23 protein-coding genes are annotated in these 20,793 nt (G+C 65.7%); 17 read left to right on the top strand and 6 right to left on the bottom strand.

What is annotated here, in order from left to right:
* The first annotated feature begins 94 nt into the window (after nt 1-94).
* Genes DT603_RS13550 through hemC form a run of 4 tightly spaced genes read left to right on the top strand, consistent with a single transcriptional unit; the run spans nt 95 to nt 3,124 of the window.
* Entirely contained in the window at nt 95-610 is a 516-nt protein-coding gene (locus DT603_RS13550) for a DUF2306 domain-containing protein (RefSeq protein WP_162350507.1), read from the top strand.
* Nucleotides 611-662: 52 nt separating this feature from the next.
* Complete coding sequence (locus tag DT603_RS13555; protein WP_162350508.1) at nt 663-1,346, top strand: alpha/beta hydrolase; 684 nt, start codon at nt 663-665, stop codon at nt 1,344-1,346.
* A gap of 31 nt (nt 1,347-1,377) precedes the next feature.
* Nucleotides 1,378-2,166 (top strand): LytR/AlgR family response regulator transcription factor, encoded by a 789-nt coding sequence (locus DT603_RS13560; RefSeq protein ID WP_211368439.1) that lies wholly within the window; start codon nt 1,378-1,380, stop codon nt 2,164-2,166.
* 52 nt (nt 2,167-2,218) lie between these two features.
* Complete coding sequence (gene hemC, locus DT603_RS13565; protein WP_162350510.1) at nt 2,219-3,124, top strand: hydroxymethylbilane synthase; 906 nt, start codon at nt 2,219-2,221, stop codon at nt 3,122-3,124.
* A 176-nt stretch (nt 3,125-3,300) separates the two neighbouring features.
* On the opposite strand, the gene DT603_RS13570 is transcribed toward hemC, so the two are convergent.
* The 3 genes from DT603_RS13570 to DT603_RS13580 form a co-directional block, all read right to left on the bottom strand.
* On the bottom strand, nt 3,301-4,104 hold the full coding sequence (locus DT603_RS13570; RefSeq protein ID WP_162350511.1) for a DUF481 domain-containing protein: 804 nt from the start codon (nt 4,102-4,104) through the stop codon (nt 3,301-3,303).
* A 120-nt stretch (nt 4,105-4,224) separates the two neighbouring features.
* Nucleotides 4,225-4,842, bottom strand: a complete 618-nt coding sequence (locus DT603_RS13575) for a hypothetical protein (protein WP_162350512.1) — start codon at nt 4,840-4,842, stop codon at nt 4,225-4,227.
* A 64-nt stretch (nt 4,843-4,906) separates the two neighbouring features.
* A complete protein-coding gene (locus DT603_RS13580) occupies nt 4,907-5,569 on the bottom strand; it encodes a hypothetical protein (protein ID WP_162350513.1) in 663 nt (220 codons plus the stop codon).
* 209 nt (nt 5,570-5,778) lie between these two features.
* On the opposite strand from DT603_RS13580, the gene DT603_RS13585 reads away from it, so the two are divergent.
* Nucleotides 5,779-6,747 carry a helix-turn-helix transcriptional regulator gene (locus tag DT603_RS13585; protein ID WP_162350514.1) on the top strand — a complete coding sequence of 323 codons (969 nt, stop codon included), beginning with the start codon at nt 5,779-5,781 and terminating at the stop codon, nt 6,745-6,747.
* Nucleotides 6,747-7,646: a patatin-like phospholipase family protein gene (locus DT603_RS13590; RefSeq protein WP_162350515.1), complete on the top strand. Its 900-nt coding sequence runs from the start codon at nt 6,747-6,749 to the stop codon at nt 7,644-7,646. The genes DT603_RS13585 and DT603_RS13590 overlap by 1 nt, the downstream gene beginning before the upstream one ends.
* A 94-nt stretch (nt 7,647-7,740) precedes the next feature.
* Here DT603_RS13590 and DT603_RS13595 read toward each other — a convergent pair whose 3' ends face one another.
* Complete coding sequence (locus DT603_RS13595; RefSeq protein ID WP_425500980.1) at nt 7,741-8,328, bottom strand: lipocalin family protein; 588 nt, start codon at nt 8,326-8,328, stop codon at nt 7,741-7,743.
* Between the two features lie 124 nt (nt 8,329-8,452).
* Here DT603_RS13595 and DT603_RS13600 point away from each other — a divergent pair, with 124 nt between their 5' ends.
* The 10 genes from DT603_RS13600 (at nt 8,453) to hslU (ending at nt 18,657) form a co-directional block, all read left to right on the top strand.
* Entirely contained in the window at nt 8,453-8,779 is a 327-nt protein-coding gene (locus DT603_RS13600; protein ID WP_162350516.1) for a hypothetical protein, read from the top strand.
* A 67-nt stretch (nt 8,780-8,846) separates the two neighbouring features.
* Nucleotides 8,847-10,973, top strand: coding sequence for a prolyl oligopeptidase family serine peptidase (locus DT603_RS13605; protein WP_162350517.1), 2,127 nt, complete (start codon nt 8,847-8,849; stop codon nt 10,971-10,973).
* Nucleotides 10,974-11,075: 102 nt separating this feature from the next.
* Nucleotides 11,076-13,205 carry a S9 family peptidase gene (locus DT603_RS13610; RefSeq protein WP_162350518.1) on the top strand — a complete coding sequence of 710 codons (2,130 nt, stop codon included), beginning with the start codon at nt 11,076-11,078 and terminating at the stop codon, nt 13,203-13,205.
* Between the two features lie 50 nt (nt 13,206-13,255).
* Entirely contained in the window at nt 13,256-13,654 is a 399-nt protein-coding gene (locus tag DT603_RS13615) for a YbaN family protein (RefSeq protein WP_162350519.1), read from the top strand.
* 51 nt (nt 13,655-13,705) lie between these two features.
* On the top strand, nt 13,706-13,933 hold the full coding sequence (gene lptM / locus DT603_RS13620; RefSeq protein WP_162350520.1) for an LPS translocon maturation chaperone LptM: 228 nt from the start codon (nt 13,706-13,708) through the stop codon (nt 13,931-13,933).
* A 39-nt stretch (nt 13,934-13,972) separates the two neighbouring features.
* The gene (gene dapF, locus DT603_RS13625; RefSeq protein WP_162350539.1) at nt 13,973-14,782 is read left to right on the top strand and encodes a diaminopimelate epimerase; all 810 of its coding nucleotides are present in this window, start codon (nt 13,973-13,975) and stop codon (nt 14,780-14,782) included.
* On the top strand, nt 14,779-15,453 hold the full coding sequence (locus tag DT603_RS13630; protein WP_162350521.1) for a DUF484 family protein: 675 nt from the start codon (nt 14,779-14,781) through the stop codon (nt 15,451-15,453). Before dapF ends, DT603_RS13630 begins: the two co-directional genes overlap by 4 nt.
* 193 nt (nt 15,454-15,646) lie before the next feature.
* On the top strand, nt 15,647-16,486 hold the full coding sequence (gene xerC / locus DT603_RS13635) for a tyrosine recombinase XerC (protein WP_162350540.1): 840 nt from the start codon (nt 15,647-15,649) through the stop codon (nt 16,484-16,486).
* A gap of 140 nt (nt 16,487-16,626) precedes the next feature.
* Entirely contained in the window at nt 16,627-17,178 is a 552-nt protein-coding gene (gene hslV, locus DT603_RS13640; protein WP_162350522.1) for an ATP-dependent protease subunit HslV, read from the top strand.
* A 105-nt stretch (nt 17,179-17,283) separates the two neighbouring features.
* A complete protein-coding gene (gene hslU / locus DT603_RS13645; protein WP_162350523.1) occupies nt 17,284-18,657 on the top strand; it encodes an ATP-dependent protease ATPase subunit HslU in 1,374 nt (457 codons plus the stop codon).
* Nucleotides 18,658-18,742: 85 nt separating this feature from the next.
* Here the strand turns inward: hslU and DT603_RS13650 are convergent, their stop codons facing one another.
* Nucleotides 18,743-19,192 (bottom strand): OsmC family protein, encoded by a 450-nt coding sequence (locus DT603_RS13650; protein WP_162350524.1) that lies wholly within the window; start codon nt 19,190-19,192, stop codon nt 18,743-18,745.
* 44 nt (nt 19,193-19,236) lie between these two features.
* Nucleotides 19,237-19,692, bottom strand: a complete 456-nt coding sequence (locus DT603_RS13655; RefSeq protein WP_162350525.1) for a nucleoside deaminase — start codon at nt 19,690-19,692, stop codon at nt 19,237-19,239.
* Between the two features lie 149 nt (nt 19,693-19,841).
* Here DT603_RS13655 and ubiE point away from each other — a divergent pair, with 149 nt between their 5' ends.
* Nucleotides 19,842-20,603: a bifunctional demethylmenaquinone methyltransferase/2-methoxy-6-polyprenyl-1,4-benzoquinol methylase UbiE gene (ubiE, locus tag DT603_RS13660; RefSeq protein ID WP_162350526.1), complete on the top strand. Its 762-nt coding sequence runs from the start codon at nt 19,842-19,844 to the stop codon at nt 20,601-20,603.
* Nucleotides 20,604-20,793 lie beyond the last annotated feature (190 nt).

Here is a 20,793-nt window from a genome sequence, read left to right on the forward strand (position 1 = left end):
AGGCGTGTCATATTCACTTCCAGGATGGCCGCGCGGGGGGCGCTGCCCGCACCGCCTGAGTGCGGATCTCGCAACTGCTCCCGGGGAAAACACCATGCTGGGTTTGACCACGATCGGAATCATCCACACCGCCATCAGCCTGGTCGCCGTTGCGGCCGGCATCATCGGGTTTTTCCGCGACAAGGAGATCAATCCGCGCACTGGCCTGGGCAGGACCTACGTCTGGACCACGGTGCTGACCTGCCTCACCGGCTTCTTCATCTTCCAGCACGGCGGCTTCGGCAAGCCGCACGTGCTCGGCATCGTGACCCTGATCGTGCTGACCGTGGCCTGGGTGGCAGGCTCGACGGGAGTGTTCGGTCGCGCGGGGCGATATATCGAAACGGTGTCGTATTCGCTGACCTTCTTCTTCCACATGATTCCGGGATTCACCGAAACCCTGACACGCCTGCCTGCAAGCGGGCCGGTGTTTTCAGGCCCCGATGATCCCACCCTGCAGAAGGTGATCGGCGGGGTGTTCCTGCTTTTCCTGGTTGGCGCGTTCGCCCAGGTGATGCGGCTGCGGCGTCTGCACAAGGTGGGCACGCCGGGCGCGATCCCGGCCGCTTGAGCCAAGGGCCACGCATTTGGCCGGCAGCGGCGTTGTCGGCCACAATGTAGCCATGGACAACGCCACCGATCTGCTGGAAACCATCGAACAGGAAACCGGACCTTCGCCACAATGGGCGATTGTCTGGCTGCACGGGCTGGGCGCGGACGGGCATGACTTCGTGCCGCTGGTGCCCGAGCTGGTGCGCCCGGGATGGCCGGCGCTGCGATTCGTGTTCCCGCATGCGCCGGTGCGCGCGGTCACCATCAACAACGGCGCGCGGATGCGCGCCTGGTACGACATCGTCGGCACGGATTTCCCGACCCGCGCCGACAGCGAAGGCGTCGACCAGTCCATCGTGCAGGCCGGGGCCCTGATTGATCGCGAACACGCACGTGGCATTCCGGCCGAGCGCGTGCTGCTGGCCGGATTCTCGCAGGGCGGGGCAATCGCCCTGGCCGCGGGCCTGCGCCGCAAGACACCGCTGGCAGGGGTGATCGCCTTGTCCACCTACCTGCCCGGTGCGGAGACCGCGGCGACGACGAAGACCGAGGCCGCGACACGGCAGCCTGTGTTCATGGCCCATGGCACCGCCGACCCGGTTATTCCGTTGATCCATGCCGAACGCAGCGCGCAGCTGCTGGGCAGTCTTGGCGTGGACGTGGAGTGGCATCGCTATCCCATGGCGCATCATTTGTGCGCCGAGGAAATCAGCGATCTGGGCGATTGGATGTCCCGGCGTTTCGAGCAGGCGTGATGTGCGCCGCGTCGCAGGATGACGCTGGCCGATGCCGCCGCTACCATGGGCTTGGCACTTCCATTCGCCAACCGAGGACGCACGCGCCGTGAAGGTGGTCATTGCCGACGATGAGCCGCTGGCCCGCGACCGCTTGCGCATGCTGCTGGGCGAACACGGCGGCGTGGAAATAGTCGCCGAGGCCGACAACGGCCTGAGCGCATTGCAGGCATGCGCGGAATTCAAGCCTGACCTGGTGCTCCTGGATATCGCCATGCCCGGCGTCGACGGACTGGAAGCGGCGCGCCACCTCACCGCCTTCGAACCGCGCCCGGCGGTGGTGTTCTGCACGGCCTACGACGAGCACGCCCTATCGGCATTCGAAGCGGCCGCGATCGACTACCTGATGAAACCGGTGCGTGCCGAACGCCTGGCCGTGGCGCTGGAACGCGCGCGCAACTTTGTCGCCGGGCGCGAAACCCAGGCCCCCGCCGCGCCACACCGGCAGCCGCGCAGCCATCTTTGCGCGCGCCTGCGCGGCAGCCTGCGCCTGATCCCGCTGGAGGACGTGCACTACCTGCAGGCCGAGGAAAAGTACGTGGTCGTGCACCACGCGCGCGGCGAGGACCTGATCGAGGAATCGCTGAAGTCGCTGGAGGACGAATTCAACGGGCGCTTCGTGCGCATCCACCGCAACTGCCTGGTGGCCCGCCACGAGATCGTGGAACTCAAGCGCATCAACGACGGTCGCGTGCAGGCGGTGCTGCGCCACGGCAAGGAGCCGCTGGAAGTGAGCCGCCGCTGCGTGGCAGGACTGCGCGACACAGTCAAGAGCCTGTAGCCCGCTGCGTTTCGCCTAGCCGGTCCCGGGCGCCGGCATCCATAATGCGGACATGGAACGAATCCGCATCGCCACCCGCAAGAGCCCGCTCGCCCTCTGGCAGACCGAACACGTGGCCGCGCGCCTGCAGCAGGCGCACCCCGGCATCGAGGTGAGCCTGGTGCCAATGAGCACCCGCGGCGACGACGTGCTGGATCGCTCGCTGGCGGCAATCGGCGGCAAGGGCCTGTTCCTGAAGGAACTCGAGTTGGCCATGCTGCGCGGCGAGGCCGACTGCGCGGTGCATTCGCTCAAGGACGTGCCCATGGAACTGGACGAGCCGTTCGTGCTGTCCACGATCCTGGAGCGCGCCGACCACGCCGATGCGTTCATCTCCAACCAGCATGCGTCGCTGGATGCACTGCCGCACGGCGCCAGGGTGGGTACTTCTTCGCTGCGCCGGCAGGCGCAGTTGCGCGCACGCCGGCCCGACCTGCAATTGCTGGACCTGCGCGGCAACGTCAATACGCGGCTGGCCAAGCTGGATGCCGGTGACTACGACGCCATCGTGCTGGCATGCGCGGGCCTGCAGCGGTTGGGCTTCGAACAACGCATCCGCGTGCGCCTGGATGCCCCCGGGTGGTTGCCGGCGCCGGCGCAGGGAGCCATCGCCATTGAATGCCGCCAGGGTGACGCGGCCCTGCACGAACTGTTCGCGGCGCTGGACCACGCGTCCACGCGGAACTGCGTGGAAGCCGAGCGCGCCATGAACCGGGCCTTGCACGGCAGCTGCCACGTGCCGGTGGCGGCGCATGCGCGGCTGCAGGGTGATCGCCTGCAGCTTGCCGGGCTGGTGGGATCGGCCACCGACGGGCGCATGCTGCGCGCTGATCGCGAAGGTCCGGCCGCCCTGCCGGAAGCGCTCGGCCAAGCCGTTGCCGAAGACCTGCTGGCGCTGGGCGCCGGCGAATTCCTGTAGGCATCCCGTAGCCGGGAAACCGATCTGGCAGCTGCGTCAGCTGTGGCCCGTCACCACCAACGTCGCCATCCACAACGAGCATGAATTCTTCAAACCAGGATTGATTGGCATCCGGTCGCGGCTTACCTAGCTCCAGCGCAAAGCCGATGCCACCGCAGGCAACGGCTCAAGACCGCTTATTTGAAGCGGTACACCACGTTCATGGTGGTCAGGGTGTCGGTCTTCTTCTGCTGGCTGTTCACTTCGCTGTTGCGGCGCGCCTGCAGCCCGGCCTTCAGGGCCAGGTTCTGGTTCATGGCGACCGACAGGCCAAGGTCGTTCTGGGCGAACGTATTGGACGTGCCCGATTCCACCAGCAGCGTGTTCTCGAGTTCGGTGTTCTCGGTCAGGCCGAATTTCAGGCCCACGAAACCGCGGCCGATGAGCCCCGACTCGGTGCGTCCTTCCTGCACGTTGTGGGCACGCCGCACGCCGGGTCCCAGCTGCACGTCCAGGCGGGTGCGTTCCCCATCCATCACGCGGGTTCCGTAGCCCACGCTGGCCGTGGCCTGCGAACTGTAACTGGCGAAATCGTCGCTTTCGTAACGCAGCGCGGTGGTGAACTGGCGGTGGTCACCGAGCTTGAGCGCGCTGCCGGCGCCGGCGGTGTAGCGGTTGGCCGTGGTCTTGCGGTCACGGGTCATGGTGCCGTCCTCGGCGTATACCCGGTATTCGGCGCTGGAACGCAGCCCGAACAGGTCCATGGTGTGGATCCAGCCCCCTTCGGTGTATTGCAATTGCAGGCGTCCGTTGAGGCTTTCGCTGATGCTGTTGCCGCGCGTGGCGGCAAAGCCCAGCTCGCCACCGCCGCTCCATGGGGAGACCGCTTCGGCGCTTGCCGCGTCCCCGCAATTGCAGTCCGCGTTGGTGGCGGCCCATGCAGCGGGAGCGAAAACCCAGGACGACAGCAGGAAAGGAAGGCTGAGCAGATGGCGGGACATGGCAGGCTCTGGATCGGAGGAAAGATATGGAAACGTTTTCAGTATAGAGCCTATGCGTTTAAATTTGAACCCAAGTGCTTGTTAATGAAGATATTTTTGTTGTAGTGGACCCGGAGCGGTTCAGGGTTGGCAATATTCCCGGTCACGCCGCAGTTCTTCGTGCAGCAGCTCCCTGTCATGGTCTGAAGTCGAGGCGAGCAGGCCCGAAAGGCGTGACCTGATGCTGGGGCAGGGATCCCTGTCGCCGAACGCGCGGCCGACGATGGCAACCACCCGCGAAGGACTCCAGGGCTCCTTCATCCGGAAGGCGCCGGGACGCTCGCCACCGGGCAGCTGGGCGCACCTGCTGCGAAAAGGGGTGGCCGGGAAAGCGGGCCCGGCCTGCTCGCGCGCCCACTGGCTAACCTGCTGCTGCAGTTGCTCCGGCCCTGGTAGTGGATCGGAACTTGCTCCCGCGGGCTCCACAGGGGGCACGTCCGGCACCATGGCCGGCAGCTGCGCACGCGGCGAAGCGCGTCTTAGCCGCGGTGCGGCGACCGGGCGGACCGGTTGCTCAGGCGCGGACGTCGGCGGCAAGGCAATGAATGCCAGGCGCAGGCTTTGGCCTGTTTCCCTTTCGCTTCTGCGCTGCTGCTGCTGCGCGAGCAACCAGAAAATCCCCGCGTGTACCAACATGACCAAAACCCAGGCCGCGACTTGCGTGGCCTGCTCATTCCTGTCCCTGGATCGCATCTTCACCCCGCGGATTTGGCGCGGAGTCTGCCGGCGTGCTGTCGCAGCGGGTTAAACCGCTGTCAGGAATTCATTGCGGCGCTTCGATGCTTATCGACGGATCATTGAAGCGCGAATAGCGCGTGGTCATGGTGTAGGGCTTGCCCTGTGCCTGGCCCTGCTGGATGAACTGCAGGGGCAGGCCGTCGCTGCCGATCCACAGGGTGAATTCGCCGGCCTGCGGCCTGGTGTAGCGGACCAGGTACTTCTTCGCGACCTGTCCGTCCACGCGGTCGCTGCCCAGTGCTTCGACGCTCATGCCCTCACGGGCCTCCTGCATGCGCATCGGGTCGCGCATGCTGGTCAGCGTGCCCTTTGGCATCGGCACCTTGACCGAACGCCCCTCCACCTGCATGTACATGGTGTCGCCGATGATCACCTGGGTGCCCATCGGCATCTGCATGCGGTAACGGTCTGGGGCGACGAAATCGATCTCGTTGTCCATGGCCTGGGCGCCTTCGGCCGACATCACCGCGTGATAGCTCCGGGCGTTGCGGAACAGCGCGGTGGAGGCTTCCATTTCCTCCATCGGACTGGACAGCGGATTGATCGCCGCCGCTGCCTTTTCCAGGGTGCTGGCGGGAGCGGCTGCGTCGGGCTGCGGCGACGCGTCCCCGGCTGGCGCCTGCGCCTGGGGCTTGCAGGCGCATAGGGCGAGGAAAAGGCAGGCGAACACCAGCGGACGAACAGGCATGGCAACTCCGTGTGACGAATGCAAACAGGCCGGAAGGCCGGGTCTGTAGAAAGGCAGCCCGGGTCCGCGCGTTGAGGGGTCGCCGCGCAGGATAGGGGCGCGGCGGTGTCCGGCACCGCACGGGCCCGGGCTGCCTGGGCAACGGGTCCATATGGGCTTCAACGCAGGCTTCACCGCGAAAGCGGCCACGGCTCGGCCATAATCGGTGCATGGACAAGATCGAACGCATCACTGCCCTGCACCGCATCCTCAAGGCTGCCCGCTACCCGGTCACGGTCAAGCGCCTGCAGGAGGAACTGGGCTGCTCTCGGGCCACCGCCTACCGCGACCTGGCCTACCTGCGCGATGCGCTGATGGCGCCGATCGAGGGCGACGGCGAAGCCGGCTTCCGCTACGCCGCTGATGAAACCGACCGCTTCGAACTGCCCGGTCTGTGGCTGAGTTCCGAAGAGCTCTACTCACTGCTCGCCGCCCAGCAGCTGCTGATGCGTACCGGCGGCGGCGTGCTGGCCGGGGCGCTGGCGCCATTGCAGAATCGCATCGAGTCGCTGCTGACCGCCCATGCCGGCGTCGATCACTGGCCGGTGGAACGCGTGCGGGTCATTCCGCATCGCGGCCGTCGCCTGGACGAGGCCAGTTTCCGTTCGGTCGCCTCGGCCGTGCTGGAGCGCAGGCAGATCAATTTCGAATACCGCGCGCGCTCCACCGACGAGCGCACCCGGCGCACGGTTTCCCCGCAACGCATCACCCACTACCGCGACAACTGGTACCTGGACGCCTGGGACCACGAGCGCGACGGCCTGCGCAGCTTCGCGGTGGACCGCATCAGCAACGCCAGGGTGATCGAGGAACCCGCACGTGACCTGCCCGATAGCGAGCTCAACCAGCACCTGGCGTCCAGTTACGGGATCTTCTCGGGCGAGCCCAAGGGCTGGGCCACGATCGTGTTCAGCGCCAAGACCGCGCGCTGGGTGGCCGACGAGCAGTGGCATTCGCGCCAGGAAGGGCGTTTCCTCCCCGACGGCCGTTATGAGCTGAAAGTGCCCTACAGCGCGTCGCGCGAATTGCTGATGGACATCCTGCACTACGGCGCCGACGCGGAGATCACCGCCCCGGCGGTACTGCGCGAGCAGGCCAAGTCCCTGCTGGAGCTGGCCCTGAGCAACTACGGGCGCTGATGGCAGCGGCCGCTCCCAGCATCCGCAAGGGTGAAAAAGTAGCGCTTGCGCTTGGCGCCGGCGGTGCGCGCGGGCTTGCGCAGGTCGGTGTGATCGAGGCGTTGTGCGCGCGCGGCCTCAATATCGTGGCCATTTCCGGTTCTTCCAGCGGCGCGCTGGTCGGCGGCATCCATGCGGCCGGCAAGCTCGGCGCGTTCCGCGAACACATCGAGCGCCTGGGCCGCGGCGATTTCCTGCGCCTGCTCGATCCGGTGGTGGGTGAGGGCGGCCTGATGCGCGGCGATGCGCTGGTAGGTGCAATGCGCGATGTGGTCGGCAACCCGCTGATCGAGGATTTCGCCATCGATTTCACCGCCGTGGCGGTGGACCTGGAGCGCCAGCGCGAAGTCTGGCTGCGGACGGGGCCGCTGTGGGACGCGCTACGCGCCTCGTTCGCCATCCCCGGCCTGTTCACGCCGGCCATGCTGCACGGGCGGTCACTGGTCGATGGCGGCTTGCTGGCCCCGTTGCCGATTGCCGCGACCCGGCTGTCCGATGCGCACCGGCTGATCGCGGTCGACATGCACGACTGGCCCAAGCAGCCGCCCGGGCGGCCGGCCGAACCGGAGGAAGAGGAAAATGTCGCCGGCCGCTCCTTGGCCGCGCGCGTCGGCGACTGGTTCGAGCGCCGTATCGGTGAGCAGCCGGACGAGGACCTCGGCATCAGCGAGATCATGGCCTTGTCGCTGGACACCATGCAGGCGCAGATATCGCGCATGCACCTGGCCCTGGATCCGCCCGAACTGGTGATCCGCATTCCCCGCGATGCCTGTCTGTTCTACGAGTTCTGGCGCGCAAAGGAACTTGTCGAGATTGGACGCGTCGAGGCGGACAAGGCGCTCGACGCCGCGGGGTATTGAGCCCGCGCTGGCGGCAAGACAACCCCAGGCAGCACGCGGTCACCGGGCCGCTGTGGGTCCTGCAGGTTGCTTGACAGCTGATTCCGCGTTCGGCTCAGGGCTGCTTGGGTGCTGCGAATCCCGGTTGCCCCACCTGTTCCTTGAGCTGGGGCACGCGCACCAGTTTGCTGGTGTCCACGCCGTGCCCGCGCATCTTCTGCAACAGCTGGGAATATTGCGCGTCGCTGACTTCCGCCGAGCGCGCGAACACCCAGGCCAGGTCGCGGCCCGGGTAGTTGATCAGTGCCCACGAGTAATCCGGCGCGACTTCCAGGATGTTGAATTTGGTCGGGATCACCCCGAAGAACCAGGTGGTCCAGCGCCGGTTGCCGGAGTCGGCCTTCACCGTGGCTTTCGAATCCAGGGTCCTGACCGGTTCAGTGAAGCCTTCCTGGTAGACGTAATGCACGGCGATCCTGCCGTCGGGCCTCAGCGTGTATTCGTCACGGCTGGCCACGTGCCCGCGTTCGCCGAAATACGGTACGTGCGCGATCACGTGCCAGGGACCCATGAAACGGCTGAGATCGATGGCCGGCGACGCGGCCCGGGTCGTGGATGCAGGCATGGAAGGACTCGAGCAGGCGAGGGGAGACAGGAGCAGTGCGCCCAGCAGGAAAGGGCGCAGCGCGATGGAGACGGGCATGGGACGTACCTGGAGGACGAAATTCGCAGGCTACTCCCGGTTCGGCTAAGGCGATGTCAGCACGGTCGCATTCGGTGAGATGGCCGTTGCGCACGCTGGCCTCCCAGTCACAGGAGCCTGCGCCATGTCGAACTTCGCCCCTCGCCCTTCCACTGCCAGCCTGCCGGACCCGCAACTGGAACGCGCGCTGCGGATCGCGCTGGTGGCAGGCTTGCTGCTCATCGTGTTGCTGCCGATGGCGCGCGGCTCCAGCGCCTGGCTGGGCTGGATGCCGATGTGGCTGGCCGGCATGCCGGCGGTGGCGTTGTGGTCGCTGCACCGCTTCCGGTTGCCATGGCCCAGGGCCCGTGCAGGGGCCGCTGCGCGAGGTTTGCCGCGTCGCCGTCGCAGCGGTGCGCAGGCGCGGCGGCGGGCCATGCCCGCCACCAGGCAACTTCCGCGCGCGGCCTGACCTTCGGCAGGGGAGCGCCTTGGCGCGCTGTGCTAGCGTGGGAAATTGACCCGCACCAGGACAATTGATGCCTACCCTTGCCCAAACCTGCCAGACCCTGATGGTCGTCGCAGGTCTCGCTGCCGCCGGCAGCGCCCTTGCCGATGAGACCGCCACAGTGACCAATGACTCCCACGCCTGGCTGGAAGAAGTCACCGGCGCCAAGCCGCTGGAATGGGTCAAGGCCCAGAACGCGAAGTCCGAGGCCGAGATCGCCTCGACCCCCGAATTCAAGCAGCTGGAAGGCCGGATCCTGGCCATGCTTGATTCCGACGCCAAGATCCCCGGCGTGGAGAAGATCGGCGACTACTACTACAACTTCTGGAAGGACAAGAACCACGAGCGTGGCCTCTGGCGGCGCACCACGCTGGAGGAATACCGCAAGCCGCAGCCGCATTGGGAAACGGTCATCGACCTGGACGCATTGAATGCCGCCGAGGGCCTGCAGGACGACCGCAAATGGGTCTGGCATGGCGCCGATTGCCGCAAGCCGTCCTATGACCGCTGCCTGATCGCGTTGTCGCGAGGCGGCTCGGACGCCGATGTCACCCGTGAGTTCGACCTGGCCAACCGGCAGTGGGTCAAGGAGGGTTTCTTCCGTCCCGAGGCCAAGGGCGCGCTGGGGTGGAAAGACGCCGACACCGTCTATGTGTACACGGACTTCGGCCCGGGCAGCATGACGCCGTCCGGCTACCCGCGCATCGTCAAGGAATGGAAGCGCGGCACGCCGCTGGAGGCGGCTACGGTGGTGTACGAAGGCAGCAATACCGACATGTACATCGCCGCGTTCCATGACGCGACCCCGGGGTTCGAGCGCGATTTCGTCAGCCGCACCATCGCCTTCTACAACGACGAGATGTACCTGCGCGGCGCGGACGGCAAGCTGACCAAGGTCGACGTTCCCAATTCCACCGGCAAGGGCGTGGTCCGCGAATGGTTGACCCTGGAATTGCGCGAACCATGGGAGGTCGACGGCACCACGTACAAGGCAGGCTCGTTGCTGGCCACGCGCTTCGACGACTTCATGCAGGGAAAGAGGAATTTCGACGTGCTGTTCGAGCCCACCGACTCCAGCTCCCTGGCCGGTGCCACCTGGACCCGCAACCACGTCGTGCTCAACGTGCTGGAGGACGTCAAGAACAGGCTGAGCGTGTTGACCCCATCGGCCAGCGGCTGGAAGAAGAGCGCGTTCGCCGGCGCCCCCGCGCTGGGTACCATCGGCGTCAGCGCGGTGGACAGTGATGACAGCGACGCGGTGTGGATGACCGTGACCGACTACCTGACCCCGACCACGCTGATGCTGGCCGAAGTGGGCAAGCCGGCTGCCCCGGAAGTGCTGAAGACCATGCCGGCCTTCTTCGATGCGTCCAAGCACGTGGTCGAGCAGCACTTCGCCACCTCGAAGGACGGCACCAAGGTGCCTTATTTCCTGGTGCGCAAGAAAGACCTGGAATACAACGGCAGCTCGCCCACCTTGCTTTACGGATACGGCGGCTTCGAGATCTCGCTGACTCCCGGTTATTCCGGCGGCGTGGGCATGGGTTGGCTGGAGAAGGGCGGCGTCTACGCGGTGGCCAACATCCGCGGCGGCGGTGAATACGGCCCGCGCTGGCACCAGGCCGCGCTGAAGCAGAACCGGCACAAGGCCTACGAGGACTTTGCCGCGGTGGCCCAAGACATGATCACGCGCAAGATCACCTCACCGGCGCACCTGGGCATCCAGGGCGGCAGCAACGGCGGCCTGCTCACCGGCAACATGCTGATGCAGTACCCGCGGCTGTTTGGCGCGGTGGTGGTGCAGGTACCGCTGCTGGACATGAAGCGCTACAGCCACCTGCTGGCGGGTGCCTCGTGGATGGCTGAATACGGCGACCCGGATACGGCGGACTGGCAGTTCATCCAGAAGTTCTCGCCCTACCACCTGTTTGACGCCAGCAAGACCTATCCGCCTACGCTGTTCATGACCTCCACGCGCGATGACCGCGTGCATCCCGGCCATGCGCGCAAGATGATGGCCAAGATGTCCGAGGCCGGCAAGGACGTGCGCTACTACGAGAACATCGAGGGCGGCCACGGCGGCGCGGCCAACAATGCGCAGTCGGCGCATATGTCCGCGCTTGCCTATACTTTCCTCTGGCAGCAGCTCGCCAAGTAACGCGTTCTTGGACTGGAATTGCTCCTGCATCCCGGCCGCGTGCCGGGATGCTGGTTTTGGCACCGAACTCCATTGCATCGAACCGAACCGGACCTATCTTCCATGAAACCGACCCCCTTCCTGCTTGCGGCTGCCTTCCTGATGACCACCTCTCCCGTTTCCGTCCTTGCGCTCGACGCCACGCCACCGGATGCGGTGAAGAGGCCGCACGCGGTGAAAGCTCCCTTCGGCGCCACCCGCAACGACGACTACTACTGGCTGCGTGACGACAAGCGCAAGGACAAGGCGATGCTGGCCTACCTGGCCGCCGAGAACGCCTATACCGATACAGTGCTGGCGCCAACCAGACCGCTGCAGGAAACGCTGTACAACGAGATCGTCGGCCGCATCAAGCAGGACGACGCCAGCGTGCCGTACCGCGAGCGCGGCTACTGGTACTACACGCGCTTCAAGGCTGGCAAGGATTATCCGGTCCAGGCCCGCCGCAAGGGCACGATGGAGGCGCCCGAGGAAATCCTGCTGGACGTCAACGCCATGGCCGAGGGCAAGGGCTATTTCAGCGTCGGCGATGCCCAGGTGAGCCAGGACAACACCCTGCTGGCATGGGCCGACGACGAAGTCGGCCGCCGCCAGTACGTGGTCCGCTTCAAGAACCTGGCCACCGGCGAGCTGTATCCCGACACCATCACCAATGCCTCGCCCAACGTGGTCTGGGCCGATGACAACAAGACCCTGTTCTACGTCGAGACCGACCCGGAAACCCTGCTCACCGTTCGGGTGAAGACCCACGTGCTGGGTACGCCGGCCAGTGCCGACAAGCTGGTCTACGAAGAACAGGACGACAGTTTCTACATGGGCATCGGCCGCACCCGCGATGACCGCTTCATCTGCATCTCGGTGGAAAGTACGGTCTCATCGGAACAGCGCTGCACGCCCGCCGCCGATCCGCGCGAATTCACCGTACTGGCGCCGCGCGAGCGTGACCTGGAATACAGCGCCGACCACCTGGATGGGCGCTGGGTGATCCGCACCAACTGGAAGGCCAAGAACTTCCGCATCATGACTGCGCCGTCGTCCGCCACCTCGCGCAGCGAATGGAAGGACTGGATTGCGCACAGCGACCAGGTCTACATCGAAGGTTTCGAACTGTTCGACGGCTTCACCGCCATCAGCGAGCGTTCCGATGGCCTGGAGCGGCTGCGCCTGCTGCGCGCCAGTGGCAAGGAGGAATACGTGCAGGCCGACGAGCCGGCGTATTCGATGGGCCTGGATGTCAATTCGGAGCATGACACGCCGTGGCTGCGCTACAGCTACACCTCGATGACCACGCCGGCCACCACCTATGAGCTGAATGTCGAAACCGGCGAGCGCCGGCAGTTGAAGCAGCAGCCGGTGATCGGCTACGACGCCAGCAAGTACGCCACCGAACGGGTGTGGGTCCAGGCCCGCGATGGCACCCGCGTGCCGGTGTCGCTGGTCTACCGCAAGGGCTTCGAGAAGAACGGCAAGGGCGCCCTGTTCCAGTACGCCTACGGCAGCTACGGCCTGTCGATGGACCCGGGCTTCAACTCCACCGCGGTCAGCCTGCTCGACCGTGGCGTGGTCTATGCCATCGCCCACATCCGCGGCGGCCAGGAAATGGGCCGCGACTGGTACGACGACGGCAAGCTGCTCAACAAGAAGAACACCTTCAACGATTTCATCGACGTCACCGATGCATTGGTGAAGCAGGGCTACGCCGCTCCGGATCGGGTGGCTGCCTCAGGTGGTAGCGCTGGCGGCCTGCTGATGGGCGCGATCGCCAACATGGCGCCGGACAAGTACCGCGTGATCGTGTCGCAGGTGCCGTTCGTGGACGTGGTCACCACCATGCTGGACCCGACCATCCCGCTGACGACCAACGAGTACGACGAGTGGGGCAATCCCGAGCAGAAGAAATACTACGACTACATGCTGACCTATTCGCCGTATGACAACATCCGCAAGCAGGCCTATCCGGCGATCTTCGTCGGCACCGGCCTGTGGGATTCCCAGGTCCAGTACTGGGAGCCGGCCAAGTACATCGCCAGGCTTCGCGATGAAAATGCCGGCACCCTTCCGGTCGTGTTCCGCACCAACATGGAAGCCGGGCATGGCGGCAAATCGGGACGCTTCCGCAAATATCGCGAGGCGGCCGAGTACTACGCCTTCGTGCTGGACCAGCTGGGCGTAGCCGAACCCGCCATGAAATAGCATCGCGCGGGAGCAGGCCTTGCCCGCTCCCGCGTTGCTACGATGCCGCCATGACCGGACGCTCCCGTTTTCGCTGGGCATGGTGGTTGCTGGCCTATGCCAGCCTGGGCACCGGCATCGTGGGCATATTCATCCCTGGCCTGCCGACCACGGTGTTCATCCTGATCGCGGCCTATGCCGCCTCGCGCGGTTCCGAGCGCCTGCATGCCTACCTGATGCAGCATCCGCGCTTCGGCCCGGTCATCAGCGACTGGCAGGCCCATGGCGCGGTCTCGCGTCGCGGCAAATGGGCGGCCACGCTGACCATGCTGGCGTGCGCGGCGGTCCTGCTGGCGATCATGCTGTCGGTAGGCACTCATCGGTGGTGGATGGCCGCCCTGCCCATCGCCTGCATGGCGGCAGTGGCAGTGTGGCTGTGGCTGCGCCCCGAGCCACCAGGTCCCAGCTAGACCTGGGGCGGCAGGCATGCTGGTTCATGCCCGTCTGGCTATACTTCTGCCATGACTACATTCCTCCGGTTCGCCCTCGCCAGTTCCGTCTTCGTCCTCCTCGCCGGCTGCGGCGCCAAGGGTCCGTTGATCCTTCCGGAAAAAGCAGCGCCGATCGGGATGCCCGCCGACGAGCCCACCGACAATACGCCGCAGATCGACGCGCCGGCTCCAACGCCCGCCGATGAGCAGGCCGACGACGCTGTCGAAGACCCGGCGCCTCCTGCCAAGGACGAGTGAACGACTGCCGGAGCAATCACAGTGCTGCGTTTTTCCAAGATGCACGGTGCAGGCAACGACTTCGTCATCCTCGACCTGCGTGATGGCACACCACCGCCTGACGCGACGCTGGCTTCCGAGCTGGCCGATCGCCACTTTGGCGTCGGCTGCGACCAGATCCTGACCATCGAGCCTGCGCGCAGCAGCCAGGCGGTGGCTTCGTATCGCATCTGGAATTCCGACGGTTCGTCCTCGCAGCAGTGCGGCAACGGCGCACGCTGCGTCGCCGCCTGGCTGGTGCGCGATGGCACGGCGACAGGCCAACGTTTCCAGGTCGACAGCCCGCTGGCCACCCACGAGGTGCAGCGTCTGGAAAGCGACCGGTATGCGATCGCAATGGGCGTTCCGCGATTCGATCCGGCGGCGATCCCGCTGGCGGGATTTTCCGCAGCAGACCGGTACATGCTGGAACTGGATGGCGAGACGCTGGAATTCGGCGCTGTGTCCATGGGCAACCCGCACGCCGTGGTGGAAGTTGACGATGTCGATCTCGCACCCGTGCTGGTGGCCGGGCCTGCATTGCAGGGTAGTGCGGTTTTCCCGCAATCGGCCAATATCGGTTTTGCCCAGGTGGTGGCGCGTGACCGCCTGCGCCTGCGCGTGTACGAACGCGGCGTGGGTGAAACCCTCGCCTGCGGAAGTGGAGCCTGCGCGGCGGCGGCGGTGCTGATGCGGCGTGGCCGCATCGATCGTGACGTCGATATCACCCTGCCGGGCGGCGACCTGCACATAAGCTGGCCCGATGACGCCGCCGAGGTCATCATGTCCGGACCGGCGGCATTCGTATTCGAAGGGAATTGGAAGCAATGAACGAGACACAAGAAAAAATCGGCGCGCACGAGATCGCGGCCTGGCTGCGCCGGCACCCGACCTTCCTGAAGCAGTTCCCCGACCTGGCCCTGACCTTGGTGGTGCCGCGCGACGAGGGCCCGACGGCGTCGCTGGCCAGCTACCAGCTGGAAGTGCTGCGCGACAAGAACCGCGAACTGTCCAAGCGCCTCAATGACCTGTTCGGCAATGCGCAGGACAACGAGCGTCTTGCCGTGCGCACCCACCAGTTGACGCTTGCCCTGTTGAAGCAGAACACCGCCCAGGACATCTTGCGCGCGATGGCGGCCTCGCTGGCCGAGGATTTCAATGGCGACCTGGTGCGCATGGTGCTGTTCGAGCCGGTGCCGGGCCTGGAAGATGCCGAGTGGCTGCAGGTGGTGGCCGAGGGCAGCGCGCACCTGAATTCGTTCCGCGACTGCCTGAAGGACGGCGAGCCGATCTGCGGGCGTCTGCAACCGGAAAAGAACGCGCTGCTGTACGGGCCGCGGGCCGAGGAAGTGCAGTCGTCCGCGCTGTTGCCATTGCCTGGCCTGGGCCTCGTCGCGGTGGGTAGCCGCGAAGGCAACCGTTTCTATCCGGGCATGGGCACGCTGTTCCTGCGCATGATGGGCGAGGCGCTGGTGGTGGCGCTCAAGCGCTTCGATGGCTGAAGCGAGGCCTCTGTTTTTTTGCTCGTCACGCCCGCGCAGGCGGGGCTCGCTGCTGCTCCTGCATGAGCGCTTCTGCCCGCGACTCGTTCCGGCACGAAGCGAAGAGCGATCCCCGCCTGCGCGGGGATGACGAGAGAAAATCACCGTGTCCGGCGTCGAAGACTTCCTCTCCCACCTGCAGGTCGAGCGCCGCATGTCGGCGCACACGCTGGATGCCTATCGGCGTGACCTGACCTCACTGGGTGAATGGGCATCGGCACAGGGCGTCAACGAACTGTCGGCGCTGGATACAGGACAGCTGCGCGCCTTCGTGGCCGCCGAACACCGCCGCGGCCTGGCGCCGAAGAGCCTGCAACGCCGGCTTTCCGCCTGCCGCAGTTACTTCAACTGGTTGCTCCGGCATGCCCGCATCGTCGCCAGTCCGGCCGCGGCGCTGCGCGCGCCCAAGTCACCACGCAAGTTGCCGCAGGTGCTGGATGCCGACGAGGCTTCGCGGCTGGTGGAAGTACCCACCGACGTGCCGCTGGGCCTGCGCGATCGCGCGCTGCTGGAACTTTTCTACTCCTCGGGCCTGCGCCTGAGCGAACTGTGCGGCCTGCGCTGGCACGACCTGGACCTGGATGGCGGATTGGTGACCGTGCTGGGCAAGGGCAGCAAGCAACGCAAGGTCCCGGTAGGCTCGCATGCGCGCCGTGCGCTGGACTCTTGGCGCGACGAACAGAAACCTGCCAGCGACGCGTTCGTATTTCCGGGACGCAGCGGCGGGCCCCTCTCCCAGCGTGCGGTGCAGATCCGCATGAAGCTCCTGGCCCAGAAGCAGGGCCTGTTCAAGAACGTGCACCCGCACATGCTGCGGCACAGTTTCGCCAGCCATATCCTGGAATCCTCCGGCGACCTGCGCGGCGTGCAGGAACTGCTGGGTCACGCCGACATCGCCACCACCCAGATCTATACCCACCTGGATTTCCAGCACCTGGCCAAGGTCTACGATGCTGCACATCCGCGGGCAAAGCGTCGCAAGGACGCGCTGTAGAGCCGAGCTTGCTCGACCGCTCCTGGCGCGGAATTAAAAATACCAGCCGAGCAAGCTCGACCCTGCATGGATCGTGTCGAAAGTCACGGTTGAACCGGTTCAGGCCGTCCCCACCTCCTAATCATCACTCCGGAGGCCGCATGGACCCCAGCCAGAACCCCAATGTTTTCCACGCCACCACCATCCTGTCGGTGCGGCGCAACGGTCTTGTCGCCGTGGCTGGCGACGGCCAAGTCACCCTTGGCAACACGGTGATGAAGGGCAATGCGCGCAAGGTGCGCCGTCTGGGTCGCGACGGCCAGGTGCTGGCCGGCTTCGCGGGCGCCGCCGCCGATGCCTTCACCCTGTTCGAACTGTTCGAGGCCAAGCTGGAAAAGCATGGCCAGCTGCAACGCGCCGCGGTGGAACTGGCCAAGGACTGGCGCACCGAACGCCGCCTCGGCAAGCTGGAGGCGCTGCTGGCGGTGGCCGACAAGGACACCTCGCTGATCATCAGCGGCACCGGTGATGTCATCGAGCCGGAGGACGGCCTCATCGCCATTGGCTCCGGTGGCTCCTTCGCGCTGTCCGCCGCGCGCGCGCTGATGGCGCATACAGACCTGGATGCCAAAACCATCGCCGTCGAGTCGCTGAATATCGCCGGCGACATCTGCATCTATACCAATCGCAATATCGTGGTGGAAGAACTCTAGGAAAGGATGCAGAGGAACGCGGAACGGGCCAAGGCCTGCCCCGGTTCCAGCGCGCCCCCTGATTCGTGCTTCTTTCCGTCCCACCCGTTCCTGGATAAAGCCCCCATGTCCGACAAACCCTTCAACAACAACGCCACCATGACCCCGCGCGAAATCGTGCAGGAACTCGACCGCCATATCGTCGGCCAGCACGGCGCCAAGCGCGCGGTTGCCATCGCCCTGCGCAACCGCTGGCGGCGCATGCAGCTGCAGCCCGACCTGCGCGAGGAGGTAATGCCCAAGAACATCCTGATGATCGGCCCGACCGGCGTCGGCAAGACCGAGATCGCGCGGCGCCTGGCGACCCTGGCCAACGCGCCTTTCGTGAAAGTCGAGGCGACCCGCTTCACCGAGGTCGGCTATGTAGGCAAGGACGTCGAACAGATCGTGCGCGACCTGGCCGACACCGCGGTGAAGATGTACCGCGAGCAGGCCAAGGTGCGCGTGCGCACCCAGGCCGAGGAGCGCGCCGAGGACCGCATCCTCGATGCGCTGTTACCACGGCGCAGTACCGGCATCGGCTTCGATGCCGAAGCGGCGCGCCACGAGCCGTCCGCGCAGGACGGCGACACCCGCACCAAGTTCCGCCGCATGCTGCGCGCCGGCGAGCTGGATGAGCGCGAAATCGAACTCGAGCTTTCGGCCAACGTCAGCATGGACATCATGACCCCGCCGGGCATGGAGGAAATGGGCCAGCAACTGCGGCAGATGTTCTCCAGCATGGGCACGCCCAAGTCGCATGCGCGCACCCTGACCATCAAGGCCGCGCGCCCGCAGCTGGTGGAAGAAGAAGCCGCCAAGCTGGTCAACGAAGACGACATCCGCACCGCGGCGATCGAGGCCTGCGAGCAGAACGGCATCGTCTTCATCGACGAGATCGACAAGGTCGCCAAGCGCGGCGGCAACATGAGCGGTGGCGACGTCAGCCGCGAAGGCGTGCAACGCGACCTGCTGCCGCTGGTGGAAGGCTCCAACGTCAGCACCAAGTACGGCACGGTCAAGACCGACCATATCCTCTTCATCGCCTCGGGCGCGTTCCACCTGGCCAAGCCCAGCGATCTCATTCCCGAGTTGCAGGGCCGCTTCCCGATCCGGGTGGAGCTGTCGGCACTGTCGAAGGACGATTTCGTGCGCATCCTCACCGAGCCGAAGGCCGCGCTGACCCGCCAGTACGAAGCGTTGCTGCAGACCGAGGGCGTGGCCCTGGACTTCACCGCGGACGCAGTGGATCGGCTGGCCGAAATCGCTGCCCAGGTCAACGAACGCCAGGAAAACATCGGCGCACGTCGCCTGCACACCGTGCTTGAGCGCCTGCTGGATACGCTGAGCTACGAAGCGCCCGACCGCGACGGCCAGAAAGTAAGCATCGACAAAGCCTACGTGGACCAGCACCTGGGCGAACTGGTGCAGGACCCGGACCTGAGCCGCTACATCCTCTGACCCCCTGCTCACTGTGGTAGCGGCTTCAGCCGCGACGGGCGTTGCCGGTGGAGCATCGTCGCGGCTGAAGCCGCTACCACAGGACTCAGCGCGGCTCTATCGTCACTTCGGTCTTGACGGAATTGGCGATGAAGCAATTCTGGTGTGCCGAATGGTGCAGGCGTTGCAACCCCTCCGCATCTGGCGCGCTGCCTTCGGCAAACACGATCTTCGGCCGCAGCGTCACACCGACCAGGGCAATCCTGCCGGCCTCGTTCTTGCCGAGCCTGCCCACCGCTTCGTCAGCATAGCTGTCTATCACCCAGCCTTTTTTTGAGGCAATCGCCAGCAGCGTCAGCATGTGGCACGAAGACAGCGCCACCACCAGTGCCTCTTCCGGGTCCACGCCCTGCGCGCTGCCCAGGTACGCCGGCGCGGCCGAACCGGTTAGCCGTTGCCCACGCTCGAAAACCCATTCGTGGTCGCGGCTGTAGCCCTCGGGCGTGAACGGCTTGCCGTCGCGGTTCCATTGGATGGACGTCTTGTGTTCTGACATGGTGTAGGCCCTGGAATCGAGTGGGCGGAAGATAGCAGCCGGAGTCAGTCCTCGCCGATATCCTCGTTCCACACGTCCGGATTGGCGGCGATGTAGTCGCCCAGCATGGCGATGCATTCCTCGTCCTGCAGGTCGATCACGTTCACGCCGTTCTCGCGCAGCCAGTCGATGCCGCCGGTGAAGTTCACCGATTCGCCGACCACCACCGTGCCGATGTTGAACTGGCGGACCAGGCCGCTGCAGTACCAGCACGGGGCCAGGGTGGTGACCATGATGGTGTCGCGATAACCGCGCTGGCGCCCGGCCTTGCGGAAGGCGTCGGTTTCGCCGTGCACCGAGGGGTCGTTCTCCTGGATGCGGCGATTGTGGCCGCAGCCCAGCAGCGTTCCGCCCGCGTTGAAAAGGGCCGCGCCAATGGGAATGCCGCCTTCCGCCAGCCCCAGCCGGGCTTCGGCCACAGCGGTGGCAAGCAAGGCGCGGTAATCGGGTCGGGTGTCCAATGCGTGCTCCAGGGGGTGTGGGGGTGCAGAGCTTGCCATGGCCACGCAGTGCGAGACAGGACAATGTGGAAGCGGGGGCTACGCGATGGCCACTGCAGGCGCCCCGCGCGTCCACACAGCGGCGCGGCCCGCAGTGCAATAATGGCCACATGAGCGAATCCCCCTACAAATCCGGCACCACCCATTTCGGCTTCAAGGACGTCGCCGCCAAGGACAAGCAGAAGCTGGTCGGTGAAGTGTTTTCCTCGGTCGCCGGCAACTACGACCTGATGAACGACCTGATGAGCCTGGGCATCCATCGGGTGTGGAAGCGCTACTTCGTGGCCACTGCGCAGGTGAAACCGGGCGACCGCGTGCTGGACCTGGCCGGGGGTACCGGCGACATCGCCGCCCTGTTGAAGGAGCGTGTCGGTTCGACGGGCGAAGTGGTGCTGGGCGACATCAACGCCGGCATGCTGTCGGTGGGCCGCGACCGCATGACCAATCGCGGCCTGGTGGCGGGACTGGATTACGTGCAATGCAACGCCGAGGCGCTGCCGTTCCCTGATGCCAGCTTCGACCTGGTCACCATTGCCTTCGGTCTGCGCAACGTGACCGACAAGGACGCAGGGCTGCGCGAGATGTACCGCGTGCTGAAGGTCGGCGGCCAGGCGCGGGTGCTGGAGTTCTCCGAAGTCACAGTCGACTGGTTCAAGCCGGTGTACGACTTCCACTCGTTCAGGATCCTGCCGAAACTGGGCAAGCTGTTCGCCCAGGACGCCGACAGCTACCAATACCTGGCCGAAAGCATCCGCAAGCATCCGCCGCAGGAAGCCCTGAAAACAATGATGGGCGAAGCCGGTTTCGAGCGCTGCAGCTACAAGAATCTCTCGGCCGGCATCGTCGCCGTGCACACGGGCTACAAGGTCTGAGGCTGCGGCGGGCGCAGCGAGGGCAGTGTTGCTGGCCTCCCGTTCAGGCCTGACTGCAAGCGGGGGAGGGTAAACTGCAGCCATCCCCCGTTCCCGGATATCCCTGATGCGTTCCGCTTTCCTGTTGCTGTCCTGCGCCGCCGTGCTGGTGGCCGGTTGTTCCCGCGAACCCGCTCCCACCCCCGACGCC

It is taken from the genome of Pseudoxanthomonas gei (genome assembly GCF_010119615.1).
GTDB classification, from domain to species: Bacteria; Pseudomonadota; Gammaproteobacteria; order Xanthomonadales; family Xanthomonadaceae; genus Pseudoxanthomonas_A; species Pseudoxanthomonas_A gei.

Bases quoted from the DNA above. Each gene is read 5' to 3' on its own strand.
- DT603_RS13550 (WP_162350507.1), top strand. From the start codon at position 95: ATGCTGGGTTTGACCACGATCGGAATCATCCACACCGCCATCAGCCTG.
- DT603_RS13555 (WP_162350508.1), top strand. From the start codon at position 663: ATGGACAACGCCACCGATCTGCTGGAAACCATCGAACAGGAAACCGGA.
- DT603_RS13560 (WP_211368439.1), top strand. From the start codon at position 1,378: ATGCCGCCGCTACCATGGGCTTGGCACTTCCATTCGCCAACCGAGGAC.
- hemC (WP_162350510.1), top strand. From the start codon at position 2,219: ATGGAACGAATCCGCATCGCCACCCGCAAGAGCCCGCTCGCCCTCTGG.
- DT603_RS13570 (WP_162350511.1), bottom strand. From the start codon at position 4,104: ATGTCCCGCCATCTGCTCAGCCTTCCTTTCCTGCTGTCGTCCTGGGTT.
- DT603_RS13580 (WP_162350513.1), bottom strand. From the start codon at position 5,569: ATGCCTGTTCGTCCGCTGGTGTTCGCCTGCCTTTTCCTCGCCCTATGC.
- DT603_RS13585 (WP_162350514.1), top strand. From the start codon at position 5,779: ATGGACAAGATCGAACGCATCACTGCCCTGCACCGCATCCTCAAGGCT.
- DT603_RS13590 (WP_162350515.1), top strand. From the start codon at position 6,747: ATGGCAGCGGCCGCTCCCAGCATCCGCAAGGGTGAAAAAGTAGCGCTT.
- DT603_RS13595 (WP_425500980.1), bottom strand. From the start codon at position 8,328: ATGCCCGTCTCCATCGCGCTGCGCCCTTTCCTGCTGGGCGCACTGCTC.
- DT603_RS13600 (WP_162350516.1), top strand. From the start codon at position 8,453: ATGTCGAACTTCGCCCCTCGCCCTTCCACTGCCAGCCTGCCGGACCCG.
- DT603_RS13605 (WP_162350517.1), top strand. From the start codon at position 8,847: ATGCCTACCCTTGCCCAAACCTGCCAGACCCTGATGGTCGTCGCAGGT.
- DT603_RS13610 (WP_162350518.1), top strand. From the start codon at position 11,076: ATGAAACCGACCCCCTTCCTGCTTGCGGCTGCCTTCCTGATGACCACC.
- DT603_RS13615 (WP_162350519.1), top strand. From the start codon at position 13,256: ATGACCGGACGCTCCCGTTTTCGCTGGGCATGGTGGTTGCTGGCCTAT.
- lptM (WP_162350520.1), top strand. From the start codon at position 13,706: ATGACTACATTCCTCCGGTTCGCCCTCGCCAGTTCCGTCTTCGTCCTC.
- dapF (WP_162350539.1), top strand. From the start codon at position 13,973: ATGCACGGTGCAGGCAACGACTTCGTCATCCTCGACCTGCGTGATGGC.
- DT603_RS13630 (WP_162350521.1), top strand. From the start codon at position 14,779: ATGAACGAGACACAAGAAAAAATCGGCGCGCACGAGATCGCGGCCTGG.
- xerC (WP_162350540.1), top strand. From the start codon at position 15,647: ATGTCGGCGCACACGCTGGATGCCTATCGGCGTGACCTGACCTCACTG.
- hslV (WP_162350522.1), top strand. From the start codon at position 16,627: ATGGACCCCAGCCAGAACCCCAATGTTTTCCACGCCACCACCATCCTG.
- hslU (WP_162350523.1), top strand. From the start codon at position 17,284: ATGTCCGACAAACCCTTCAACAACAACGCCACCATGACCCCGCGCGAA.
- DT603_RS13650 (WP_162350524.1), bottom strand. From the start codon at position 19,192: ATGTCAGAACACAAGACGTCCATCCAATGGAACCGCGACGGCAAGCCG.
- ubiE (WP_162350526.1), top strand. From the start codon at position 19,842: ATGAGCGAATCCCCCTACAAATCCGGCACCACCCATTTCGGCTTCAAG.